The organism is Prevotella sp. AM42-24, from assembly GCF_003461825.1.
Taxonomy (GTDB): domain Bacteria; phylum Bacteroidota; class Bacteroidia; order Bacteroidales; family Bacteroidaceae; genus Prevotella; species Prevotella hominis.
On record NZ_QTXV01000051.1, the window covers coordinates 1 to 22,944 of the forward strand.

Genomic DNA, 22,944 nt, shown 5'->3' on the forward strand with positions numbered 1-22,944 from the left:
CATCGCTTCGAGCCAACCTCAAAGAATGTTCTTCTTTTCATCGGTAGCTTGGCTCTATCCCTTGTCCTCTCTATTTGGGGAAACCTCACCCAATGGCGAGAACATCAAGATTGGGAGGAGGCAGACTTGAAGTATCGGGCATTGAAGATGGTGCTTCCATCTGATGACCCGAATATTCGCTACATCGAAAAGTATTTCAATGTGCAACGAGATGAAGATGTGATATACAAGCTCAGAACCAGAGTTGATGTTTATGAAGATTCTGTCTATCAACACCATAAAATGGTTGAGGTAGCATCATATAAAGATAGTATAGCAAGACAACTTATTGATGAATCAAATAGGATAAAAATGCAGATAAACAGTAAGAAAAGTAAATGAAAACGTTATTTTTGTATTATTATGCAAAGTGTAAGCACGTATAACATTGTTTAATGTAATTTAAATACCCTCCTAAAATTATGTTGTTTCAAAAAGTATTTATACCTTTGCACTCGGAATACAAAAAGAGGCAAATAATTGCAGTTTGCTTTTGTTTTGGTGCAATTGTTCCAAAAACCTTTGCGCAAGGTTGATACAGCCCCGTCTGGGTAAAAAGGCGTATACTTTCCAAGAAACGTTAGATTCCAAGATTTAAAACATTATTAGTTTTTTAAAAAGAAAGGAAACAGACAATGAAAAGAGATTTTAAGTTTGAAACCCTTAATGGAGAATCTTTGTCCAATGTAAAAGGAGGAAGCGAGGCAACAAAACACACCCATATGTCACAGTCAACGGATCATGCGTGTGGAAGTCATGGTTGCCAATCTTCGTCAGGGTTGCTCATCAATTGAGGATAGTCTTATAGTCAAATAGAAATAGAATGAGAAAATAAATCCTTTAGGCATTGGACATGGAAGCATAAAATTTTCTCAAACCAATTCTGATTGACTATAGAAAAGTTGCGAATCAGATTGTATAACAACTTTCTAAAATGTATAATGGGTGTGCTACTAATGCTTTAGCACACCCTTAATATATAAACAAAAATGACAAGTGTTTACAAAAAAAAGATTTGAAAGAATTTGATTTAAATAATCAAATATACATATTAGACCCACTAGATTTGGAATTGTATCATATATATTCTCCATTAGATATAGAGCGTTTATATGAAAGTGTCATTATGCCTAAAAGAAATAGTGTAAAAATATCTTCAAGTTATAATTTTGATAAATCAAGTAGAAAAATAGATGTTGTTAGTTTGGACATTTCTCACGGATGTACTTTGAAATGTTCTTATTGTTATTTGTCAGCAGGGTATCATAAAAAAGAGATGATGTCTAAAGAGCGCTTTTTAGAGATACTAAAATTCCTTGCTAAAAATAATTCTAGTAATGTTACATTTTATTTTGCAGGAGAGGGAGAGCCAACTTTAAATTTCAATTTGTTAAAACAAATTCCAAAACTATGCAAGGAATTCGGATTTGAAAATAGTCATTTTGAAATAACGACAAATGGCACATTATTGTCTTCTTCTGTTATTAAATTTTTTGAAGAGGAAAAATTTACTGTAGCTATTAGTCTTGATGGAGATAAGGAAAATGATAGCAAACGAGTATTTCTAAATAACACACCAAGTTTTCCTTTAGTCATCAAAAATATTCTTACCCTGAAGAAAACTAGAATAAAATTTGCGTGTAAAGCAACAATTATGCCAGAGAATAAGAATATCGTACAGATGTTCACTTTTTTTGAAGATAACGAAATTCCTTTCTATCATGGGTTCGCTACAAGAGCATTTAATGACAGTTATTTACCTCAAATAGAAGATGTAAATAATAATCTTAAGCAACAATTTGGTCTTTTAGTTGATTATTATGTATCTAGGATAAAGAACAATAAGTATGTTTACGCTCGCAAACTTATAGAAGACATAAGAAGAATCCAATGTAAGACAACGAGCTATACTGGATGTAGTGCTGGGATCAATTCCTTTTATTTCAATCTAAAAGGAGATATTTATGTTTGTTCTAGTCATAATAGTTGTAAAGAATTATGTGTTGGAAATATTCATAATGGTATTGATTACGAGAAAATAGACAAACATAATTTTTACCCAAAAGAAGTTGACAGGTATGAAAAATGCAAAGATTGTTGGCTAAGACATCTTTGCTCTGGTTCATGTATTGCAGCAAAATGGCTTGAATCTAAGGATACGACTATACCATCAGCATATCATTGTGCATTAAACAAGGTGTATTGGGAAGCAATTATTAGAATTTTCATACAGATACAACCATATATTAAGAATAATGTAAACTTTGAAGGTTAGCTATGAATAAAATATTATTTTTCATAATTACGATGCTTTTTGCTAATTTGTCAATAGATGCGCAGTCTTACAAAATCTATGGTCATGTGTATTTTCATGACAAATCGCAACCACTTTCGTATGCATCTGTCAAAAATTGCAATACTCAACAAGTCGTATTATCAGATTCCGTTGGATATTTTGAAATCCAAGTGAACAAAAATGACAGCCTTACTTGCAGTTATATTGGGTATGCAGATAAAGTTGCATCCATCTCGGATGAAAAAACAATAGATTTTTGCCTAGATGACAATGTACAAAATCTTAATGAAGTTGAAGTAATTGGTAGAAGAAAGGCTATCCAAATGTCACATGGTGGTTTTATTATCAACATGGATGTGATTAATAAAAATGGGAAATTGTTTTCTGACATATTGCCACAAATACCCTTGATTAACATTAAAGGTAGTATCATATCTATGGTAGGTAAAAATGAAGTCCTTGTTTTCTTGAATAATCACCAACTTTATTTAAAAGGTGATGAATTAATAGCTTATTTGAATTCTTTAGGAGCAGAAAATATTCAAAAAATTCAAGTACTATCAACTCCACCAGCAAAATATGAAGCCAACGAGAATATTGGCATTTTAAAAATTGAAACACTGAAAAAAATAAACCCAGGATTACAAGCTAATTTACTGGGGAAAGGGAGTATTGCCCACTATTTATCTTATGGTACTTCTGCAAAAATTCTCTATTCAGGTAAAAAGTTTAGTGTAGAGACCGCGGTATTAGGTAGTTGCGAAAAACTATTCACGCATAGTCAATATAGTAATATGTTTAAAAATTATATAATATCTACAAATTGTCCTAAAAAAAGCGAGGATGATTTTGCTAGAATATTAACAAATTTAAATTTAACTTTAGGCCAACATGATAATATATCAACAATGTTACAGTTGCCGTTACTTAGTAAAATTAATAATCGAGACATTGCTAATGATACGAAATATTTTTCTATAAACAATATACAGGAAGATTCCATAATGTCATCTAAAGGATATGGAAAGTCAGCTAATTATCAAACGAATTTAGAAATAAATTATGCTCATTCTTTCAATGACAAATCTAATCTCAATATAACACTTGGCTACATTAACAGCTATGAAAGAAACCATAGGAATTGGCTTTCACTTACAAAAACGGCATTAACAACATTAGATGAAAATTTTTATAGTGCAGGTCACCAAAAGAATGATATATATACTTTCAAAATGGATTTCGACAATTCGTTTAAGAATTGGAAATTAAGTGAAGGATATAAATTCTCTTATATCAACACAAAGTCATATAATGAAGAGGATGAAAAATTGGTTTATTCTACTTCACACAACTTGTTTGGATATAGAGAAGCTAACAATGCTTTATATGTAAATGCAGAGAGTTCAATAAAGTCAATTCAACTAAGTTTGGGCTTGAGAGCAGAATATACTTATACAAAAGGACTCTCTTATACTTTAAACACTATCAATAACAACCATTATTTAAGGGTATTTCCTGTTGTTGGTATAGAATACTTAATAAATAATAGTAATACTATAAGTATTGATTATTCAGGAAGAATTAAGAGACCCAATTTCCAACTATTAGACCCTTTTAGATGGTATACAAGTAAATATGATTACTCAGAGGGAAATCCATTCATGAAACCGTCTTATATACATAATGTAAGCTTGTCTTATATGTGCAACAATTCATTTTATACAAAAATGTATTTTACTAAGACCAACAAAGATTTTGGGAAAATGGTATTCTTGGATTCAGAAAATATTCAAAATCAAGTAGAACGAGCAGGAAACTTCTTTGACATATCTACTTTTGGGATTAATGTCGAATATAATTTTCAGTTGGGTTCTTGGTTAGAAACTAATTTGACTGGAGATATTACATATTCAAGCTATATTTCAAATCAGACATCCTTTAAGAATGTAAAAGGTTGGGGAAGTGATTTTTCGTTGGACAATTCATTTTTTTTAAGTAAAAGATTGACTGGCTTTTTGTACATTGAAGATGACATACCTGGATATTATAATTATAGAAAGGCAAAAAATGCCTTTCTTTTAAACTTAGGGCTGTCGTATACAAACAAAAATAAGACTATGATTGTTAGCATTAAAGCTGAAGATTTATTCAAAACATCGAATCCAAAATACTCTTATTATTCCAATGGGATTAAACAGAAGTTTAACAACTATTATGATAGTCAACATTTGGAACTAACTTTAATTAAAAAAATTGGAAATGTTTTTAACAAAGCAAAGCCAACTTTTCAGTCATCAAATTCTGAAGAAAGAAATCGCTTATAAACTCTTAGAGAAAAATAGTGCGGTAATGTAGATTTCAAAGTAACAAATGAAGAATCATTTTCCTATAGAATATCAGTATGATAGCATGCAATGTGGTATAGCTAGTTTGCAAATGGTATGTAAATATTTCGGCAGAGAATACTCTTTGGATTCTCTGTCGAAACTTTGTTTTGCTACTGCGGAAGGAGTCTCTCTGTTAGGTATCAATGAGGCAGCAAACACACTTGGCTTGCATACTACATGCGCTAGAGCTACAACTATGGTGCTAGGTGAAGTCCCTTTGCCTTGTATTCTCCATTGGAACCAGAATCATTTTGTAGTCTTGTATAAAGTCAAGAAAGGAAAGAAGTTCTATGTCGCTGATCCAGGAAAGGGATTGGTCACTTATGGTTTAGAAGAGTTCAAGCAGCATTGGATAAGCACGAGTTCCAATGGCGAAGACAAGGGCATTGCTATGTTCTTGGAAACCACCCCTGCATTCTTTACCTATAAGATGGAGGGTGAAGAGAACATCAAGGAAAAGCGTTCTTTCCGATTTCTCTTTGGATATGTGAAGAAATACCGCAAGTATTTCGGACAAATCATCTTGGGCTTGTTAGTTGGAAGTCTCTTGCAACTAGTTCTGCCATTCCTTACCCAATCAATCGTGGATGTCGGCATCAAGAACCAAGATATAGGTTTTGTTTGGCTGATACTCTTGGGGCAGTTGATGCTTACAATCAGCCGGACGGCAATAGACTTTATCCGCAGATGGTTGTTGCTTCACATATCCTTACGCATCAACATATCATTAGTAAGTGACTTCTTCATCAAGCTATTGAAACTGCCTATGTCTTTCTTTGATACGAAACTCATGGGCGACTTGATGCAAAGAATGAACGACCATACCCGTGTGAACAACTTCCTTACGCAGCAGACGCTCAACATCACCTTTGCCGTGCTAACCTTTGTGGTATTCTCGGTGGTACTGTTCTTCTACAACAAGTTGGTGTTTGCCATTTTTTTGTTGGGGAGCATCCTCTATGGCGGATGGATGACCTTGTTCTTGAAACGGAGGAAGGTGCTCGACTATGAATTGTTTGAGCAGCAAGCTATCAACAATAACAAAACTTATGAGTTTATCACCTCCATGCAGGAAATCAAGTTGCAGGATTGTGAACAACGTAGAAGATGGGAATGGGAGGACACGCAAGCAGACTTGTTTGGGGTGCAGATGAAATCACTCAAACTCCAACAGACACAGGAGGCTGGAAGTATCTTTATCAACGAGGTGAAGAACATCATCATCACGGTAGTGGCTGCAACCGCCGTGATACATGGGCAAATGACACTCGGTATGATGCTTGCCGTGCAATACATCATCGGACAGCTCAACTCGCCTGTGGAGCAACTGATGAACTTCTTCTATTCCCTGCAAGATGTGAAGATTAGCTTGGAACGAATCAACGAGATTCACCAGATGGATGATGAGAACGGAAAGGTAGGCTTGCTAACTTCTATCGAGGACAAGAATGAGGGCATTGACATCAAGAACATCATGTTCAAGTACGACCCACATGCTTTGCGCAAGACCATAGATGATGTGAGCATTCATATTCCGCAAGGTAAGGTAACAGCCATCGTTGGCGCATCTGGCAGTGGAAAGACCACCCTCATCCGTTTGATGCTTGGTTATTATCTCGTCTTGGAGGGACAAATCAACATAGGCAATACTGACATCAACAAGCTCAACAAGAAATGGTGGCGCAGACAATGTGGCGTTGTGATGCAGGAAGGTGTCATTTTCTCGGAGAGTATCGCACGTAACATTGCTGTTGATGATGGTGACATAGACAAGGAACGGTTGCTAAAAGCAGCCGAGATAGCTTGTATCAAGGATTATGTGATGGCTTTGCCTCTGAAGTTCAACACCAAGATTGGACGTGATGGCGTGGGACTGAGCCAGGGACAGAAACAGCGTATCTTGATAGCAAGGGCGGTGTATAAGAATCCCGACTACATCTTCCTTGACGAGGCGACCAACTCGCTGGATGCCAACAATGAGAGAAGCATCGTGGAGAACTTGGATAAGTTTTACAAGGGAAAGACTGTCGTGATTGTAGCTCATCGACTGAGTACGGTGAAGAATGCCGACCAAATCGTAGTCATAGACCATGGTAAGGTCGTTGAGGTTGGCAACCATGAGTCTTTGACTGCCAAGCGAGGGGCATACTATAATCTTGTGAAGAATCAGTTGGAATTGGGAAACTAAAAAGCGTTTGATATGGAACAAAAAGAAAAAGAATCAGATAATATCGAATTGAGAAGCGAGAAGGTGAGGAACGTGATAGGTAAAGTTCCTCCTCGCCTCGTCAGCTTGGGAACGGTTGTCATTACAATCATAGTCCTCGCCCTCGCAGTTGCTTTCTACAAGATACCTTATCCTATATCCATAGAGGCTAATGGTGAGGTCATCAATCAAAGAACAGTGCAAGTGTTTGTGCCATACAAGTATTTGTATCTTTTCGATAAGCCAAGGACTGCTCATGTATCTTTCGAGGGCAATGCTAATGCATCTTATAACTGCGACATCATGAGCCATAATGCCAAGCTCATACATAGGGAAGATGGCAACTATTTTATGGCTACAGCCACAGTGAGCACACAGGGACAAAATATTCCTATACTGCAAAAGTATATGAAAGCCGATGTCAGGATCATCGTAAGCAACAAAACGTTGTGGCCGCAGGTATTTGGATAATTCTAGTAAGCAAATATAAAAAATGACACTTTGTGGTTATTCTTTACAAGAATTGCCACAAAGTGTCTTCATTGTTGTTGTAAAATCAAGGAGAACCACTATAATGTATATCCCAATATCAGATGATAGCTGTGGTTCTTGAATTTAAACTGAGGTGACTTGTCAAGAAAACCACGAGAATAGCCTAATGTTACAGCATAACGATTGGCATAAACAAACTTTCCTTCAATTAAGCCTCCAACATCCCATCGCTTATAACCATCAAGGCGATTGGTATTATGTTGATAGTTGTTGAAGCTGTTCCATTTGAAGCTATTACCAGACTTTCCATCTGTATTCTCGGTTACATTCTCCTTGATAGATACCATGGAAAATCTTCCATACGCACCAACAGAAGGAATGAAATGCAACTTCTCACCCAGAGTGAAGTCATATCCAAACTTGACAGGAATTTGGATGGATAGTTCTCTTGAATTTACCGCAGGAAATGCAGCTGTAAGTCCACCATTATAGTAGTCTGACATGGCGGTATAGCTACCTGCCGTCATCAAGAAGTCTATTCCTGAAGAATAGACAAACTTCTTGCTTGTTTCATAGGATACACCAACACCTACACTAGCACCCATTTTCATTTTTCTATCTTGGGCAGCATAGGATTTTCCACCAGCAAAACCAGATAAGTTTGCACCAGTATGTACATCTACTTTGACTCCCTGTTGTGCCATGCTGCACAAAGGAAAAAGGCTTGCCATAATAGCAAGACTTATTAATGCAATTTTCTTCATTTTATTATGTTGCTATTTTTGCGAACTAAATATATTATAAATAATATCCAATGCCTATAAATACCTCATCTCCTCTTTTCTTTTTCTCAAATTCTATATGCGTGTTTCCTAAGTACGCATTTCTAGCACTTCCGTAGATGTCAAGGTTGGAAAAGGTGTATCCTAAAGTAAATTTCCATCTGTCACTGACAAGATTGGCTGAAACACTTGTCTCATGATAAAATGGCGTTCCGCTTTTTATGTTCTTTATATCTATTGGCGAATATGAATCTGGTAGTTGCCCATTGTCAGGCTGGGGATATGCATGCCCTTTTGTGAAATGATTAAGAGGTAAAAGAATTCCATACTCCATTCTAAATATCAACTTATCTCCAACGTTATCAAGTTTTATAGATGGAGCGCATAGGTGGATAGATGGATGTAAGATAAAATGATACATAAATGTGGAATATTCGTCAAGTTCATATTTACCTTCGGGGCATACTATGTGTAGGCTTTCATCTTGCTTACACGGATTGAGAAATTTCATCCCTACATTTATGCCAAGGAAAGAAATAGGATTATATTCCCCTTGTACTTCCAAGAACCAAGTATTGTAATTCGCGCCTAACCCTGCATTTATATTTACGCAGAAGTGATGTACAGGTTCATCCATCTCTTTCTTGTTCTGACAAAGTGCTGCCGTTGTAGTGAGAAGTGCGATACCTATAAAAAACATTCTTAGCATATTCTGATATTTTTCATAGCTATTGCCCTTTGGTTAATACAAGGACAATAGCTATATATTAAACATAACTTTAACGATAAATGTGTTCGTCTATACCTTGATAATTTTTATCTATTACTAGCCCACCCCAGCTACCATCGATTTTTGAGAGTAATATAACTCTGCCAGATTCTATATGCTTTACCGGAATACTCTTTACATTTGTAAAGAAATCAGCAGCACTCTTCAACTTTAAAGGGTTATTAATAATGTTATTGGATATATAGAATTGCCAACTATGATTAAATACTTTCCGTAGCTTTGAACTATTTTTCTCAGATGTCTTGCATTCCAATATCTTAGTATAACATTTAGTCGGTGTCAAAATCCTAATAACTTCTATATCATCGGGAATTTTATCTCTGTTTAATTCTTTGTTTCTGTTTAATTCTTTGCGAACCATATTTAGAATTTGCGGAGCTGTACCTTTCAACGTACTGTAGAATGCTTTAGCTGGTACATCATACCCAAGAATATCTATAGCTCTCAGTGGCTTTTCACTTAAATTAGTCTGAACATAATTTGATGTACTAACCAATTGTAAATTGGAAGGAAAAGTCAATGTGTATGGAACATTGTAGTCTAACACAAAAGAAAGATCCTTACATACTATCTCTAACTCTTGGGCATCTATGTCCTTCCAACCATTAATTTTCCTGAAAAAGCCTCCTCTCTTTCTGCTGGCAGAAACAAATGCACCACTCTCTGCATAAACTCCATAATTATAATCATACAAAGAGCCGTTCACTCTTTTTTTATGTAAGTATTCATAATGCTTTGTGGAACGATCTCCCAAAAGATTAGATAATTTTTTCCATACCCATCCATTACTCTTATTTGAGGCATAGTGTTTTAATGGAACTTCAGTTGAAGCTCTAGATTCTAGCGAAGTTCCTTCTAATTTATATTCTGGAAAACTATTATATAACAAAACGTTGTCAGTTAACTTTATATAAGTACTATCATTAAAAGCCAAACTGTCTTTTTGCAGAATTTGCTGATATAAACTCTCTATCTTTTGAGAACCTACAGGTGTTGCATCACTTGTGCAAAATGTTCCTATTGGTGTAATTCTGTACAAGGAATCATCTACGAGGATTTCTCCTTTCCAGTTTAAAAGTTTGGCAAAGTTTTCGTTTGGGACAAGATCTTCATATCCAAATGCCTCATAATAAGTCAGATGTTGGCTTAGAATTGTGTCCTTTTCCTCTGTAGTCAACTCATCTAAACAAGGAGCATTTGAACTCACTTCATCAAGTAAAGACGTAAATTCTCCATTCTCAACAAAACTGGAAATAGTGCTTCTAGTCATAGTTCCTTGTTCTATGGCATCTTGTAGTGCATCTTTAGAAGGAAGACTAAGGAAGCCATCTCCACTAGTTTGGAATTTCTCTGTTGTTGTCTCTCCAAAGTGTTGAGTCATTGGCTCATCACTACAGCCGCTTAATATATAAAGCAGCATAAATGAGAAATAAATAATAAATCTTTTCATTTGTCTTATTTTTGATTTAACCTAAATTTTTCGAGTGCAAAAGTATTAAGATATTTCAGACTATGCAAGTACAATCATCGTGATTCGGAGAAATTGAGGTGTGAATCACTCAAAACCACAGATGAACCTTATCTTACTATGCTATGAATGGTTTATAAGCGAAAATAGCGGATTCATGAGCGTTTTTTCGTCATTCACGGTTCTTACTATTGTCTATCTCGAAAAAAAACACTAATTTTGCAAGCAAAAAAATGAGTTATATGAAGAAATATCATAGTCTTATAAAGAATTGGTTCATCATATCCATCGCTACATGCATCTTTTCCTACTTGCTATGGGCACTGATGGACTTTGATACGTTTGTGGGTACAGGTGTCACTTTCAAGGACTTGTGCTTCGACATAGTATATTGTTCTTTTTATACATTATTCTCTTTGTGGATTTCTATTTCTTTGGGTAACATTTTTGTTAAAAACAAGATAAGCTATCCTCGCTTTGCCACCCATATTCTATTGTTGCTGCTAGCCAATTCTGTTTGGGCTGTGGCATTTGAAAACATATTTGATAATCTTTGGCATGCTGGGAACGATGTGTATTGGGACAGATTATATATTTTTGGATTAATCGCCACATTGCTGACCATGGTGAATGCGTGCCTATATTATTGTTCCATCCTCATCAGAAAAGAGAAGGAAACCGTAGTGCTTACCAATAATCTCTTGCGTCAGCAGATGAATCCGCATTTCATATTCAACAGCATCAACACGTTGGCAGACTTGATTGAGGAGAATCCTGTACAGGCAGAAAGTTTCACTCTGAAATTCTCTGAAATCTATAGATATGTAGTCACACATCTGGATAATGAGACGGTGCCAGTACATGAAGAGATTCATTTCGTGAAGAACTATTGTGAGCTTCAAGAGATAAGTTCTCCTCATACCATACATGTGGAAATTGCCGAAGAACTGGAAATATGCAAGAATAAGACCTTGCCATTGGCGATACAAATGATGGTAGAGAATGCGATAAAGCATAACTGTCATACCAAGGAAAGACCGCTTTTTATCTCAGTGTATTGTCATGGCGAATATATTATCGTTAGAAATGTAGTGAATCCGATAAAGAGCACTTTACCTACAACACAAAAGGGATTGTCAAACTTGCGTCTGCGCTATAGTCAATTAGGAAAGGAACTAGTCGTTAGTAACGACAATAAATATTTTGAAGTTAAACTTCCAATCTTATCAAAATCATGAAAGTTTTAATCATAGAAGACGAAGAACGTGGCTTTTCAAGACTGAAACGCCTCTTGCAAAACATAGACAACTCTATGGAAATACAAGGACCGTTAACAACAATGAGAGCGGTCATCGACTATCTGCAAAATCCGCATGACGAGGATGTAATCTTTGCGGATATAAGACTGGGCGATGGTGATGTGTTCGAGGCTTTCTTGGAGATAGCCCCAACTTCGCCTGTGATATTCACCACGGCTTATAATGAATATGCCTTGGAAGCATTCAAGAGCAATGGCATCGCCTACCTTCAGAAACCGATATTGCCAGAAGAATTGGAGAAAGCTCTAATAAAGGCTAAAGCCCTGTGCAATAAAATCATAGATTACTCAGCTCTGATGGAGAAAATGGGGATGGCAACAGGCAAGAAATGGAGAGACCATTTCCTTGTGCATATCTATGATGGCTTCAAACTTGTCAAGACAACTGACATTAGTTATTTCTTATCAGAAAATGGTGTCGTTAGGGCATACCTTAGTGATGGTAATTCTGTACCCATCAACCAATCTTTGAATGACTTGGAGCTGCAATTAAATCCCAATTTGTTCTTCCGTGTCAGCCGCCAATATATGGTAAATATCGAGCGCATTGACAAACTCACCAATTTCTTCAAATACAAAATGACCATTAGCCTTCATGGATTTCCTGAGTTGCGAATTGTGGTCAGCAAAGACAAAATCATGCAATTGAAGAATTGGCTCGACAGATGAAGACAAGAATTGACTTGATGTTTTTTCGCACAACTATATAAAAAAAGAAGTTTCACTGTGGTACATATTGTTGAGAGGCGTACCACGGTGAAAATTGTGGAAACAGACAATATACATTAAATTTGGATTCACTGATGTTTCTAATCTCAAATTACTTGTGAAGCAAGGTTTTACTATAAAAAGTTCTAATTTCCATAAAATTCCTCTTGTAAATCATTGGATATTTAGAAAAATATCGTATCTTTGCCCCCAAATTGAGGTGTTCTTTGCATATTGCAAAATACAGAAACGAGCAGAAGTCCGCTCGTTTCCATATTGTTACCTGTATAATATAGGCAAACGCCCAACTTCTTGATTTTCAATCAAAGTCCAAATTAGAGCGAGTTAGATTCGTAAACATTTGGATATCTGAAGAAAAGTTGCTATTTTTGCACAAAGTTATTCATATATAAATACTTCGATGCAAAAATGGCAACTTTTACGGCTTTATACAATATGAGGATCTTCAACTTTGAAGATGTGATGCGTGAAATGAAATTATCTCATGCAGGAACATCCACGGCCATATCCCGATGGCAATCGCAGAAGGTTCTGAAGCCCATTAGACGAAACATGTACGTCACTATTGATCCATCGACAGATGCTCCCATGTGTGACAAGTTCGAGTTGAGTTCCAAGATTTCAGAATCTTCATATGTTGGTTGGCACACAGCCCTTGAATTACATGGAGTTGCCCACCAACCTTTCTACAACGCCTATGTTGGAAGCAAAAGCCGCTTCAAAGATTTTGCTTTTGAAGGAATAGACTTTGTGTATTATGCAGCCCCTTTTGAACCAACTGCGGAAAATGGCGTTATAACTCCCAAGGGAAATCCTTATGTACATGTAACTGATTTGGAACGAACAGTCATAGACTGCTGTGACCGTATAGAACGTGCTGGAGGCATTGAGGAATTGCTTCATTGCATGGAAGGAATATCACTGCTTGATGAGCCCAAACTCGAAAAGTATCTGGCATTGTACAATAAAGCATTCCTCTATCAAAAGGTAGGATTCATCCTGGAGCATAGCAAAGAGCATCATCACATAAGCGACCAATTCATAGAAATGTGCCGCTCGAAAGGTGCCTTGCACACCAAGCGTCTAACCTCCACAGGCGATTCTGACACCTATTTATGTCGATGGAAGCTTTATGTACCAGAGGATTGTGTAATTGAGAAAAAGAATTTATCAGTATGAATATACAAGAATATCTAAAACAATGTTCTGTTAAGTCCGTGGACGAACTTACAGACGAACAGGTAGTGGATTACTATACCAAGGGAAATGCAGGTATAGCTCAAAAATGTGCGGTAGAATTAGCCCTTCAAAATTATTCAGAATGCGGTTTTACAAAGGATCAGATAATGACGTCTATTCGTAAAGCTATGGCTACAAAAGTAAAATTTGGCATGACCTATATTACTAACGAATCGGCAATAGGTCCATATGGAAAAGAATCAAGATGGGTGCTAGAACCTTAATCTTCCACTTATATTTTGTTGGTTATTTTGCCTTTAGAAATATTGCATACTAATAACCAATTCCTGCAATATATACCGATAAGTCGTGGAAATCTATCGTTTTTCAATAGATTTCCACGACTTATCGACACATTATCTTTTAATTTTCGATTTTACCAAATCGCATTTTACATGCTTATACAACATATTCTCATTCTCAACCATAATATCATAAGAAGGAATATTGGGAGATTCAAATGTACCATAAGCATCTACAACTAAGACAATGCCTTCCTTCAACGTATCATCCCATTGAAATGTGACTAAGTCACCAACCTTGAATAGCTCATGAGGGAACGTATTTCCATTCTTTTCCTTGATTGCCATATTCTCTGAATTTTAAATTACTTCCTTAAAAGTTTTTTATTATAAATATAATGAAATATTTCGAAACCACCAACTTTTTCCGGCATTTTCTTTTATAAAAAGAAAAATATGTCACCTCAGAATACCGATAAATGTGAGAATCGTGGCTATTTCTCATAGAACTTAGTTAAACATTGACACATATTCTACTATTTAATGAAAGATCAATCGTTGAACGAATAACAAGTCACCCTATGGCTTTATGGAAATGCAGACCCAAAGAGATGAAGTAAGATCCATATCGATATTAAAATCGAAATTATTAAACAACGAGGTATGTTTAACACTATAGCTTCCTCCAGTTTGAACTATCCAAATTTTTCTACAAGTTGCCCATTTTTGCAATTCTCTAAAGTCATAATTTAAAGAATCACAAGCAAATACAAAATTAAGCATTTCAACCACGTGGTTGAAATGCTCGCCTACATTTATCCTTTTTTAACTAGCAACCTAACCCGTTTTATCTGCAAGGTTTATTTACATTTATTATAGTACAACACCAGAACATAATCATAACGATTAGATAAGAGACTAAGCCACGAACCAACTAACATGTGTTAAACATGCAAGAATTTTGCAAGTATTCGACATTAACAAACACATTTTTCGAAGAAAAAGCTTATCTTTGCATCAGTATTAATAAGAAAATGACATTGTTATGATACTTAGAGCTACATTTGAAAATATATATTCCATCAAGGATGAGACTCAAATCAGCTTTGTGGCAGGTAAGAGCAACGCACATCCGTCTCATGTTTCCCGTGCAGAGAAGCGTGACGATATTTCTGTGCTGAAGGCTGGTATCGTTTATGGAGCCAATGCTTCCGGAAAGAGTAACGTTATCAAGGCCATTGCACTGCTCCAGCAGATTGCCAATGGAAGCTTTCCGCAAAGCAAGGTGGAACCTTTCAAGCTTGCTGATACCGAAGAGAAAAACTCTAAGGTAGAAATCGAGTTCAAGACCAAGGGTAAGTGCTTCGCCTATGGCATGGAGTTCAACATCGGAGGAATCAAGGAGGAATGGCTGTTTGAAATCAACAGCCGTACTGACAAGGAAGTTTTCACCAGAAAGGTTACAGCTGACGGCAACGGGTTCACGTTTGGCAAGGTGGATGGAAATGAAGAAACATCCATGCTGCTGAAGTTCATCGCCCACAGTACTCCTTCCGATTCCAGCTTCCTTTCAGAGTATGTACGCCGAAACGGCAAGGGACTTGAAACCATACGCATGACCAAGAACTGGTTTGCAGACGGCTTGAAGATCATCTTCCCAAGCACACGCCTGCAGGGAATTTCTTTCCTTACTGAAAACAATGATGAGCTACAAGAAACGACACGCTCGCTTCTTGCCTACTTCAACACGGGCATTTCAGATGTGCGGCTGTATAAAATGAAGAAGGAAGATGTGAACTTATCTTCCGATTTACTTGACAACATACTCAGCAAGGCCAAGAACGGCAAGGCGTACAGCATGGCTGCCACAGTTGGAGGCGAAATGCTTCTTTTCGAGGTAAATGCCAACGGAGGATATGAAATTTACAAGCAGAAGGCTGTTCACCGGAATCTTACTTCCGGCACAGAGGTTGTTTTTGATCTGAGCGAAGAATCAGATGGCAGCATCCGATTGCTCGACTTCATTCCAATGCTCATCGATTTGAAGCAAAATGAAGTTGACTATCTAATCGACGAGATTGACCGCAGTATGCACCCGATGCTCTCGCAGAAAATCTTAGAGTGCTATTTCTCAGGACTGGAGTCAGGAAGAGACACTCAGCTCATCTTCTCCACCCATGAATGTAACCTGCTCAACCTCGACCTTATCAGAGCTGATGAAGTCTGGTTTGTCGAGAAGGGAAAGGATGGAGCGTCTCATCTTACATCCTTGGCAGAATTCAAGCCTCGTGAAGACGTTCGCAAGGGTTATCTATTAGGGCGCTATGGAGCCATTCCGTTGCTTCCTAAGGAGGCTATGAAGTGGTAAATACAGACTGCTATAGGTTTAAAAAAATCTGAGCCACATACTTTTCAGTGCAAAAAACCGAAAAAGTTACGATTTCCCGTGGAAATCTGTTAAATATTGATACATTTCCACGACTTATCGATATATTTTTGTATCTTTGCCACATAAATAAATAGAGAATAAAACAAGAAATACGATATGTTAATAGGCAGAGAAAATGAAATAGCAACACTCCACGGACTGATGAGTTCTGATGAATCACAATTCGTGGCTGTTTACGGAAGACGACGTGTCGGCAAGACCTTTCTTATCAGAGAGGCCTACAAGAACCATTTCGTTTTCCAGCATACCGGCACTTACGGAGCCACTCGCAGGCAGCAGTTAAGCGACTTTCGAGAATCTCTTTATCTTGCCGGAATGGGAAAATGCGCAATGCCCAAGACATGGTCTGAGGCATTTGGACTGCTGTGGAATTTCCTGAATACGTTCCCTGAAAACGAGGAGAAGAAGGTTATCTTCATCGATGAACTTCCCTGGATGGACACGGTTAAATCAAACTTCGTCCGTTCACTCGACCATTTCTGGAATGCCTGGGCTTCTACGAGAAAAGACCTTATCCTGGTCATCTGCGGAAGCGCCACATCATGGATCATCGACAATGTGGTCATGAACTATGGTGGCCTTCACAACCGTCTTACATGCAAGGTTCTGCTGCAACCATTCACCCTCAGAGAGTGCAAGCAGTATTGCGAAGCGAAGAATCTGGGCTATAAGGACAGGCAGATTCTCGAAGCTTACATGGCCTTGGGAGGAATCCCATACTATTGGAGCTTCCTGAAAAAAGGAATGAGCGTGGCACAGAATTTCGACCGGATATTTTTCCAGCCAGGTGGAGAACTTACACAAGAGTTTGATGCTCTCTACGCTTCCCTATTCAAGAAGCCACGCTGTCATATAGCAATCATCACAGCACTTGCCAAGAAGAAACAGGGTCTGCTGAGAGAAGAGTTGCTGAAAGCGTCGAAACTCTCAGACAACGCAGATTTCTCGAAAGCGCTGCAGGAACTGGAGCAATGCGGTTTCATCCGCAAGTTCACAGCCATCGGCAAGAAGACGAAGGATGCGACCTTCCAGCTCATAGACAACTACACCCTATTCTACTTCGATTTCATATCGGAGAACACCAATGGGGATGAGCATTTCTGGTCTTCATCCGCAGGTACATCCATCCATTACGGTTGGGCAGGAAGAGCATTCGAGCGTGTCTGCATGCAGCACGTCAACCAGATTAAGGCAGCCCTCGGCTTCTCAGCCGTTGTGAGCAGCGTTCATTCCTGGTCATATAAGGGAACGAAAGACCCAGTTACTGGCAAGACGCTGACGAAAGGAGCACAGATAGATATGCTCATCGACAGAAATGACGATACAATTAATCTCTGTGAGATGAAATATACCAACGCCCCTTACGTTATTACAGAAGAAGAGGACAATCGCATTCGCAACCGAAGGGAGACCTTCATCAGGGAAACAGGCACCGAGAAAACGGTACTCATCACGATGATTACCTCCTATGGACTTGCGCCGGGCGGCTATTCTGATGACATCCAATGCCAGCTGACGATGGCAGATTTATTCAGATAAAAGCCGACCTCTCAAAAATGATAAAAAACCACGTTTTAGCACGAAAATGCAGATTTTGAGTGTTTGCAAAGGTTAAATATGTTAAATCTTCAACCCCTAAAAATGGGCGTTTGTAAAGATATATGACATACAAAATGAATGAAATCAAGTGAAACCAAGTGAAAATACGAAAATCGTAAGTAGCTGATAATCAACATTCTTTTCATTCAGAAGGAAAGCGGCTCGCAAACAGCACGTCAGTACTTAACCGATTGAGAATCAATGACATTCATTATTTGCGTGGGAAAGTGAAAGGCGTAGAAAAGGGCTTAAAAAGATACTTGAAAAAAGTAGGAAAGTAGGACTAAAAAGTACTGAATATCAGATAATTAAGGAGGTAAAAATCCTTACATTTTAGTCTGGCTTTCATATGGCTCAAACATACATTAAACAACTGGTACTCAGTTGATTACGTATGGTGCATCGGAAAGTAAGTCGTGATAAACAACGATTAATATCGACAACAAATGATAGTTAAGGTGCTCAAAATGAGCACCTTTCTTTTTAGCCTTACTATTGGTTATAATCAATGGTAAGGCTTTTTTAGCACCTTTTTGTACCGCTCTTGTACCTCCACTTTTCAAAAGTAATAATATGAGACTCCATTTTTGGCAAATGAGTGCAAGATTGCCGAGAGTTTTGGACAATGATGGACGATGATATAAGACTATTGAAAATAAACGGGGTAATGACAGACGACTTTTTCTACAATAAATTAAGTAAAAAAGTATAAAAAGCGTACAAATGACAGCAAGCAAAGAAAGAATTCTAAAAATTTGCGAGTATTGTGGGAAGAGCTTCTATGCATCAAAATCCACAACTCGTTATTGCTCCAAGCAATGCAACAGTTATGCCTATAAAGCAGCAAGACGTGAGGAGAAAGTAAAGATGGCTGAGACAATGAGCCACCGAAAAGCTTCCGAGAAATCCATGTCTGAAATCCTCGTGAAAGAATACCTCACTATTCAAGAGGTCGCTATACTTTTGGGACTAAGCAGACAGACCATATATAATATGGTGTATAGTGGTAAGTTGCGAGCATCCAAGATTACTTCTCGTTTATCTTTAATCAGAAAGCGAGATATAGATTATCTTGTTGATAGTTTACCATACACCACTAAAAAAAGTGCTTCAAAAGAAGCAGTTCATGCAAACCGAGAGCTACCTGTTCCAGAATATTACTCTGCCAAGGAAATTGCAGAAGTCCACAACACTTACGAGACTGCCATCTATGAGATAGTCAAGAAAGTCAAGATTTCAAGAATATCCATACAAGGAAGAGTATATTGGAACAAGAAAGAGGTGGATGATTATTTTGCGCACCTGTCTCCAGACCCAACCATCAGTGAATGGATGACTGTTATGGACATTCAACAGAAATATTGTATGACAAAAACAGCCGTATATAGTTTCGTTAGTCACAATGCTATTCCAAGAAAAATGGAAGGTAACAATGTTCTGTATTCCAAGCGTCATGTACAATTGGCAAAAGGTGAATCCGTAGAAGACCAACTTTATTATACAATACCGGAGGCCATGAAGTTGTATGATTTAAGTCAGGACCAGATTTATAAGCGTATCAAGAAATACGCTATTGAAAAGGTGAAGATTGGCAAGTATATCAAGATTTCCAAGCGAGATTTAGAGAAAGCTATCGGCAAGCCTAAGGTTATTTAGCGGTTATCAAAAGGTTAAGTTGTACCCCATTACATAACTCTATTATTTTGCAATCGATTTCAAAGATCTCTTAATACGGGATCATATATGAAACATAAGTATCACATTATAAAAAGTAAACATCATGGTAAATACATGTACAAGAGTTTCTCTTCGCCAAAGAGCGATTAAAAACGACCGTATTTCTCTTTATTTGGATTTCTATCCACCAGTACGCAACCCTGAGACTATGCAAATGAGTCGCAGGGAATATTTAGGTATCTATATCTATGCTCATCCAAAGAATGAGATGGAACGTGAGTTTAATACAGATATGCTCAACAAAGCAGAGGCCATCCGTTGTATCAGAACCCAATCACTCATCAATGAAGAATTTGGTTTTTTGGACAAAACACGACAGAAAGCTGATTTTTTGGCATACTTTGAGAAGATGACACATAAGAAAGATGACAAGTGGACATGTGTCTACAAGCATTTCTTCAAATTTGTTCAAGGTCATTGTACATTTGGGGATGTGACAGTGGAACTTTGCAAAAAGTTCAGAGAGTATCTTCTGAATGCAAATCAGTTGAATCGAACAAAACAAAAGGTATCTCTCAACTCTGCAGCAGGTTACTACTCTACTTTCCGTGGTCTCTTAAAAATCGCCTATCGTGACAAGTGGCTGCGTGAGAACATCAATGACTATCTGGACAAGATTGAGCCACAAGATGTAAAGAAGGAGTTTCTTACCCTCGATGAAGTAAAGCAGTTGGCAGCAACTCCTTGCGATATACCTGTATTGAAGTCTGCCTCCCTCTTTGCTTGCCTCACAGGATTGCGAATCAGCGACATCTTAAAATTGCGTTGGGAAGACTTCGAGATAGCTCCCGACCAAGGCTATTGCTTGCGTATTCGTACCCAGAAGACTCAGACCGAGGCAACCTTGCCTATCAGCAACGAGGCATACGAACTATGTGGTGAACCAAGCACGGGTATCGTGTTCAAGGGATTGAAGCGCAGCATGATTAACCATCCCCTTAAAGCATGGTTGAAGAAGGCAGGAATCACCAAGCCATTTTCATTCCATTGCTTGAGTCACAGTAAATTCTTTTATTTATTGAATATCAGCGAGTTGAGTATTTTAAAGAATGTAACTGCTAACGATTTAGAAACGAGCTATATTCTTTTTCTTTCACAACTTTGCAATATACAAAGAACGCTTTGATTTCGAGTGCAAAGTTAAATCTAATTTCTGAAAAACAACATTTTATGCTGTGATTTTACAAAATATTAAGATTAGTCTTTGCAAAGGTAAAAGAGTAGTTACCAACAGTAATTTTCATGTAACGTCATTTTAAGAGTATGGCAAAAAGAACATATTCATAAACGCATATATGTATCTTGCCATATTGGGAAATCAATTGCTTAGTTCCATTTTTGCAGAGTATATTTCTATTTTGTCTAAATTACGACGGAATACAGCAGATATTCAAGGGATTTGGATGGATTATCAAAATAAAACGTTATTTTTGTAGCATAAAACGATAAAAACATGAAATTAAATCGTATAAGAGCAGTCTTAGAGGACAAAGGGATAAGCCAAACATGGCTTGCAAAGAAGTTGGGAAGAAGTTTCAGTACGGTCAATGCTTATGTATGCAACCGCTCTCAACCCAACCTTACCACACTTCTTGAAATTGCGCAGTTATTGTCTGTGGATATGAAAGAACTAATTACGGATGAGACGGAGCGTACCACTATATAGAAAATGAAAGACAATGTCAAACAATAGTTAGTGAATTGCCTTATGATAATCAAAAAACTTGGCTTATTCGTATTATGGTGCATTTGCATCATATTGGGGCTAAAAGCTCTTACTCATGCATTTTCGGAAACTGTCGGAATAGTTATAATAGTTTGTGTCGTGGTTGTTGCTGATATTGTTCAGAGATATTTCAATCGACATGAACGGTGGTTCCGAAAGAGAGTTAATATGCTGAGAACCATTTGTCCGAATTCTCCAAATGATTTTCGGATGATTGGTGACCCATTGTTTGAGTCTTTTTCTTTGGGAAATTTCTTCATTCAATACAAGCCTGAAACCAAGGAGTTTCACCTCTGTTGCTGTATTTATATGGTTCTCCCCAATATTGTAGAGACTTGGAACAAAGCAATAGAAGACATAAATACAATTATTGCCCAGAAAGCGCCTTACGTAAAAATTGTAATAGATAGGCATGGTGAATTAGGGCAGGGTTTCAGTCTGATAATCCCTGCTAAGAAAGCGAAGAAAACACTTTTGTTGGCATTTGCTCACATACTCCTTGAACTCAAGAAGTCGCTCCCATATAGAACTAACGAGAATGGCATTTTAGTATGTGAAGTCTATTTTAAAATCAAGGTGTTCAACACGATTTGCTATGGCGAATATGATGGCGTGAGAGTGCTGAAAGCGGTTACCATATCTTCAGATGGAAATTATACCTTCGTCAATGTCGAGGAAGATGAATGTGTGCCAGAAGACTTTACTAAGTCCAATCCTCCGATGTCCATCATCCTGCAATATGACTTGTATTCAATAGAAACCAATATGTTGATTAGCAAAGAGGAATTTGATGTCCATTGGGAGAAATGCAAAGACTTGTGTGAATCATAATCATTGGAGTACGGATTACAAATTCGATAGCACTATGAATTTTACAACTATAATGTTAGGACATAAAAAAAGGCAAGTTAGGCTACAAGCTGATGTTAGTTACGACCCTTTTCAAATTTTTCCTGATTTACAACATGTAAAAGACAACAATCTCTTCCACATCGATGAAGGAGATGTATTTTATGACTTCATAGGTGACCAAGGACCATTAAGATTTATTTCCGATAACTTCAAAGATTTGTTGGAAAATAATGGAGTAAAGGGAGTTTCTTTTATCCCCATAAAAATATATGGTTCAAGGTTGCAATACTATGCTCTGTTAGAAACGCAAATAGATTCTATCTGTGAACATGGTTCTGACGGAGACCATATTTATGGGACTTTCCAAATAGATTTCACCTCGTGGAATGGAGAAGAACTCTTTTATTTGAAAGATAGTGGGGCTATAGTTTGTTCTTTACGAGTTAAAGAACTCATTGAAAGACACAATATTTCAAATGTCTCTTTTGAAGGCTTAGATAAATATTAAGAATTGACTATGATGAAATTTATAACTATCAGCATATATATATCATTATCCTCAAATCCGCAACCGCCCTCATAAGATGACACAG

The 22,944-nt window shown here is 37.3% G+C and carries 19 protein-coding genes and 1 pseudogene; 16 read left to right on the forward strand and 4 right to left on the reverse strand.

Going from position 1 to position 22,944, the window contains the following annotated elements; translation table 11 throughout:
- The 5 genes and pseudogenes from DW917_RS12820 to DW917_RS17795 form a co-directional block, all read left to right on the forward strand.
- A pseudogene (locus tag DW917_RS12820) lies at positions 1-381 on the forward strand (hypothetical protein); the annotation flags it as partial.
- 673 nt (positions 382-1,054) lie between these two features.
- Positions 1,055-2,314: a radical SAM/SPASM domain-containing protein gene (locus DW917_RS12825; RefSeq protein ID WP_147344183.1), complete on the forward strand. Its 1,260-nt coding sequence runs from the start codon at positions 1,055-1,057 to the stop codon at positions 2,312-2,314.
- A 2-nt stretch (positions 2,315-2,316) separates the two neighbouring features.
- Entirely contained in the window at positions 2,317-4,659 is a 2,343-nt protein-coding gene (locus DW917_RS12830; protein ID WP_233524736.1) for an outer membrane beta-barrel family protein, read from the forward strand.
- Between the two features lie 46 nt (positions 4,660-4,705).
- Positions 4,706-6,910, forward strand: coding sequence for a peptidase domain-containing ABC transporter (locus DW917_RS12835; RefSeq protein ID WP_118119326.1), 2,205 nt, complete (start codon positions 4,706-4,708; stop codon positions 6,908-6,910).
- Positions 6,911-6,922: 12 nt separating this feature from the next.
- Positions 6,923-7,399 (forward strand): hypothetical protein, encoded by a 477-nt coding sequence (locus DW917_RS17795; protein ID WP_233524737.1) that lies wholly within the window; start codon positions 6,923-6,925, stop codon positions 7,397-7,399.
- 98 nt (positions 7,400-7,497) lie between these two features.
- Here DW917_RS17795 and DW917_RS12845 read toward each other — a convergent pair whose 3' ends face one another.
- The 3 genes from DW917_RS12845 to DW917_RS12855 all read right to left on the reverse strand — a co-directional run bounded on the left by DW917_RS12845 (position 7,498) and on the right by DW917_RS12855 (position 10,442).
- Positions 7,498-8,151, reverse strand: a complete 654-nt coding sequence (locus DW917_RS12845) for an outer membrane beta-barrel protein (protein WP_158570154.1) — start codon at positions 8,149-8,151, stop codon at positions 7,498-7,500.
- A 67-nt stretch (positions 8,152-8,218) separates the two neighbouring features.
- Entirely contained in the window at positions 8,219-8,911 is a 693-nt protein-coding gene (locus DW917_RS12850; RefSeq protein ID WP_117729593.1) for a hypothetical protein, read from the reverse strand.
- 70 nt (positions 8,912-8,981) lie between these two features.
- Positions 8,982-10,442, reverse strand: a complete 1,461-nt coding sequence (locus DW917_RS12855; protein WP_147344185.1) for a hypothetical protein — start codon at positions 10,440-10,442, stop codon at positions 8,982-8,984.
- Positions 10,443-10,702: 260 nt separating this feature from the next.
- Between DW917_RS12855 and DW917_RS12860 the strand changes: the two genes are divergently transcribed.
- The 4 genes from DW917_RS12860 to DW917_RS12875 all read left to right on the forward strand — a co-directional run bounded on the left by DW917_RS12860 (position 10,703) and on the right by DW917_RS12875 (position 13,970).
- Positions 10,703-11,698: a sensor histidine kinase gene (locus DW917_RS12860; protein ID WP_158570155.1), complete on the forward strand. Its 996-nt coding sequence runs from the start codon at positions 10,703-10,705 to the stop codon at positions 11,696-11,698.
- Positions 11,695-12,447, forward strand: coding sequence for a LytTR family DNA-binding domain-containing protein (locus tag DW917_RS12865; RefSeq protein ID WP_117661784.1), 753 nt, complete (start codon positions 11,695-11,697; stop codon positions 12,445-12,447). The genes DW917_RS12860 and DW917_RS12865 overlap by 4 nt, the downstream gene beginning before the upstream one ends.
- Positions 12,448-12,915: 468 nt before the next feature.
- Complete coding sequence (locus tag DW917_RS12870; RefSeq protein ID WP_118119335.1) at positions 12,916-13,686, forward strand: hypothetical protein; 771 nt, start codon at positions 12,916-12,918, stop codon at positions 13,684-13,686.
- A complete protein-coding gene (locus DW917_RS12875; RefSeq protein WP_118081658.1) occupies positions 13,683-13,970 on the forward strand; it encodes a hypothetical protein in 288 nt (95 codons plus the stop codon). The genes DW917_RS12870 and DW917_RS12875 overlap by 4 nt, the downstream gene beginning before the upstream one ends.
- Positions 13,971-14,102: 132 nt before the next feature.
- Here DW917_RS12875 and DW917_RS12880 read toward each other — a convergent pair whose 3' ends face one another.
- Entirely contained in the window at positions 14,103-14,336 is a 234-nt protein-coding gene (locus DW917_RS12880; protein ID WP_118119337.1) for an ABC transporter, read from the reverse strand.
- Positions 14,337-15,033: 697 nt separating this feature from the next.
- On the opposite strand from DW917_RS12880, the gene DW917_RS12885 reads away from it, so the two are divergent.
- The 7 genes from DW917_RS12885 (at position 15,034) to DW917_RS12920 (ending at position 22,859) form a co-directional block, all read left to right on the forward strand.
- Positions 15,034-16,356, forward strand: a complete 1,323-nt coding sequence (locus DW917_RS12885) for an ATP/GTP-binding protein (protein ID WP_117695815.1) — start codon at positions 15,034-15,036, stop codon at positions 16,354-16,356.
- A gap of 177 nt (positions 16,357-16,533) precedes the next feature.
- Positions 16,534-17,976: an ATP-binding protein gene (locus DW917_RS12890; protein ID WP_118119339.1), complete on the forward strand. Its 1,443-nt coding sequence runs from the start codon at positions 16,534-16,536 to the stop codon at positions 17,974-17,976.
- A gap of 783 nt (positions 17,977-18,759) precedes the next feature.
- Positions 18,760-19,692, forward strand: a complete 933-nt coding sequence (locus DW917_RS12900; protein WP_118119343.1) for a helix-turn-helix domain-containing protein — start codon at positions 18,760-18,762, stop codon at positions 19,690-19,692.
- 124 nt (positions 19,693-19,816) lie between these two features.
- Entirely contained in the window at positions 19,817-20,899 is a 1,083-nt protein-coding gene (locus DW917_RS12905) for a site-specific integrase (protein WP_118119345.1), read from the forward strand.
- Positions 20,900-21,226: 327 nt separating this feature from the next.
- Positions 21,227-21,439, forward strand: a complete 213-nt coding sequence (locus DW917_RS12910) for a helix-turn-helix domain-containing protein (protein WP_118119347.1) — start codon at positions 21,227-21,229, stop codon at positions 21,437-21,439.
- 228 nt (positions 21,440-21,667) lie between these two features.
- Positions 21,668-22,330, forward strand: coding sequence for a hypothetical protein (locus tag DW917_RS12915; protein ID WP_147344186.1), 663 nt, complete (start codon positions 21,668-21,670; stop codon positions 22,328-22,330).
- 34 nt (positions 22,331-22,364) lie between these two features.
- Entirely contained in the window at positions 22,365-22,859 is a 495-nt protein-coding gene (locus DW917_RS12920; RefSeq protein ID WP_147344187.1) for a hypothetical protein, read from the forward strand.
- Positions 22,860-22,944 lie beyond the last annotated feature (85 nt).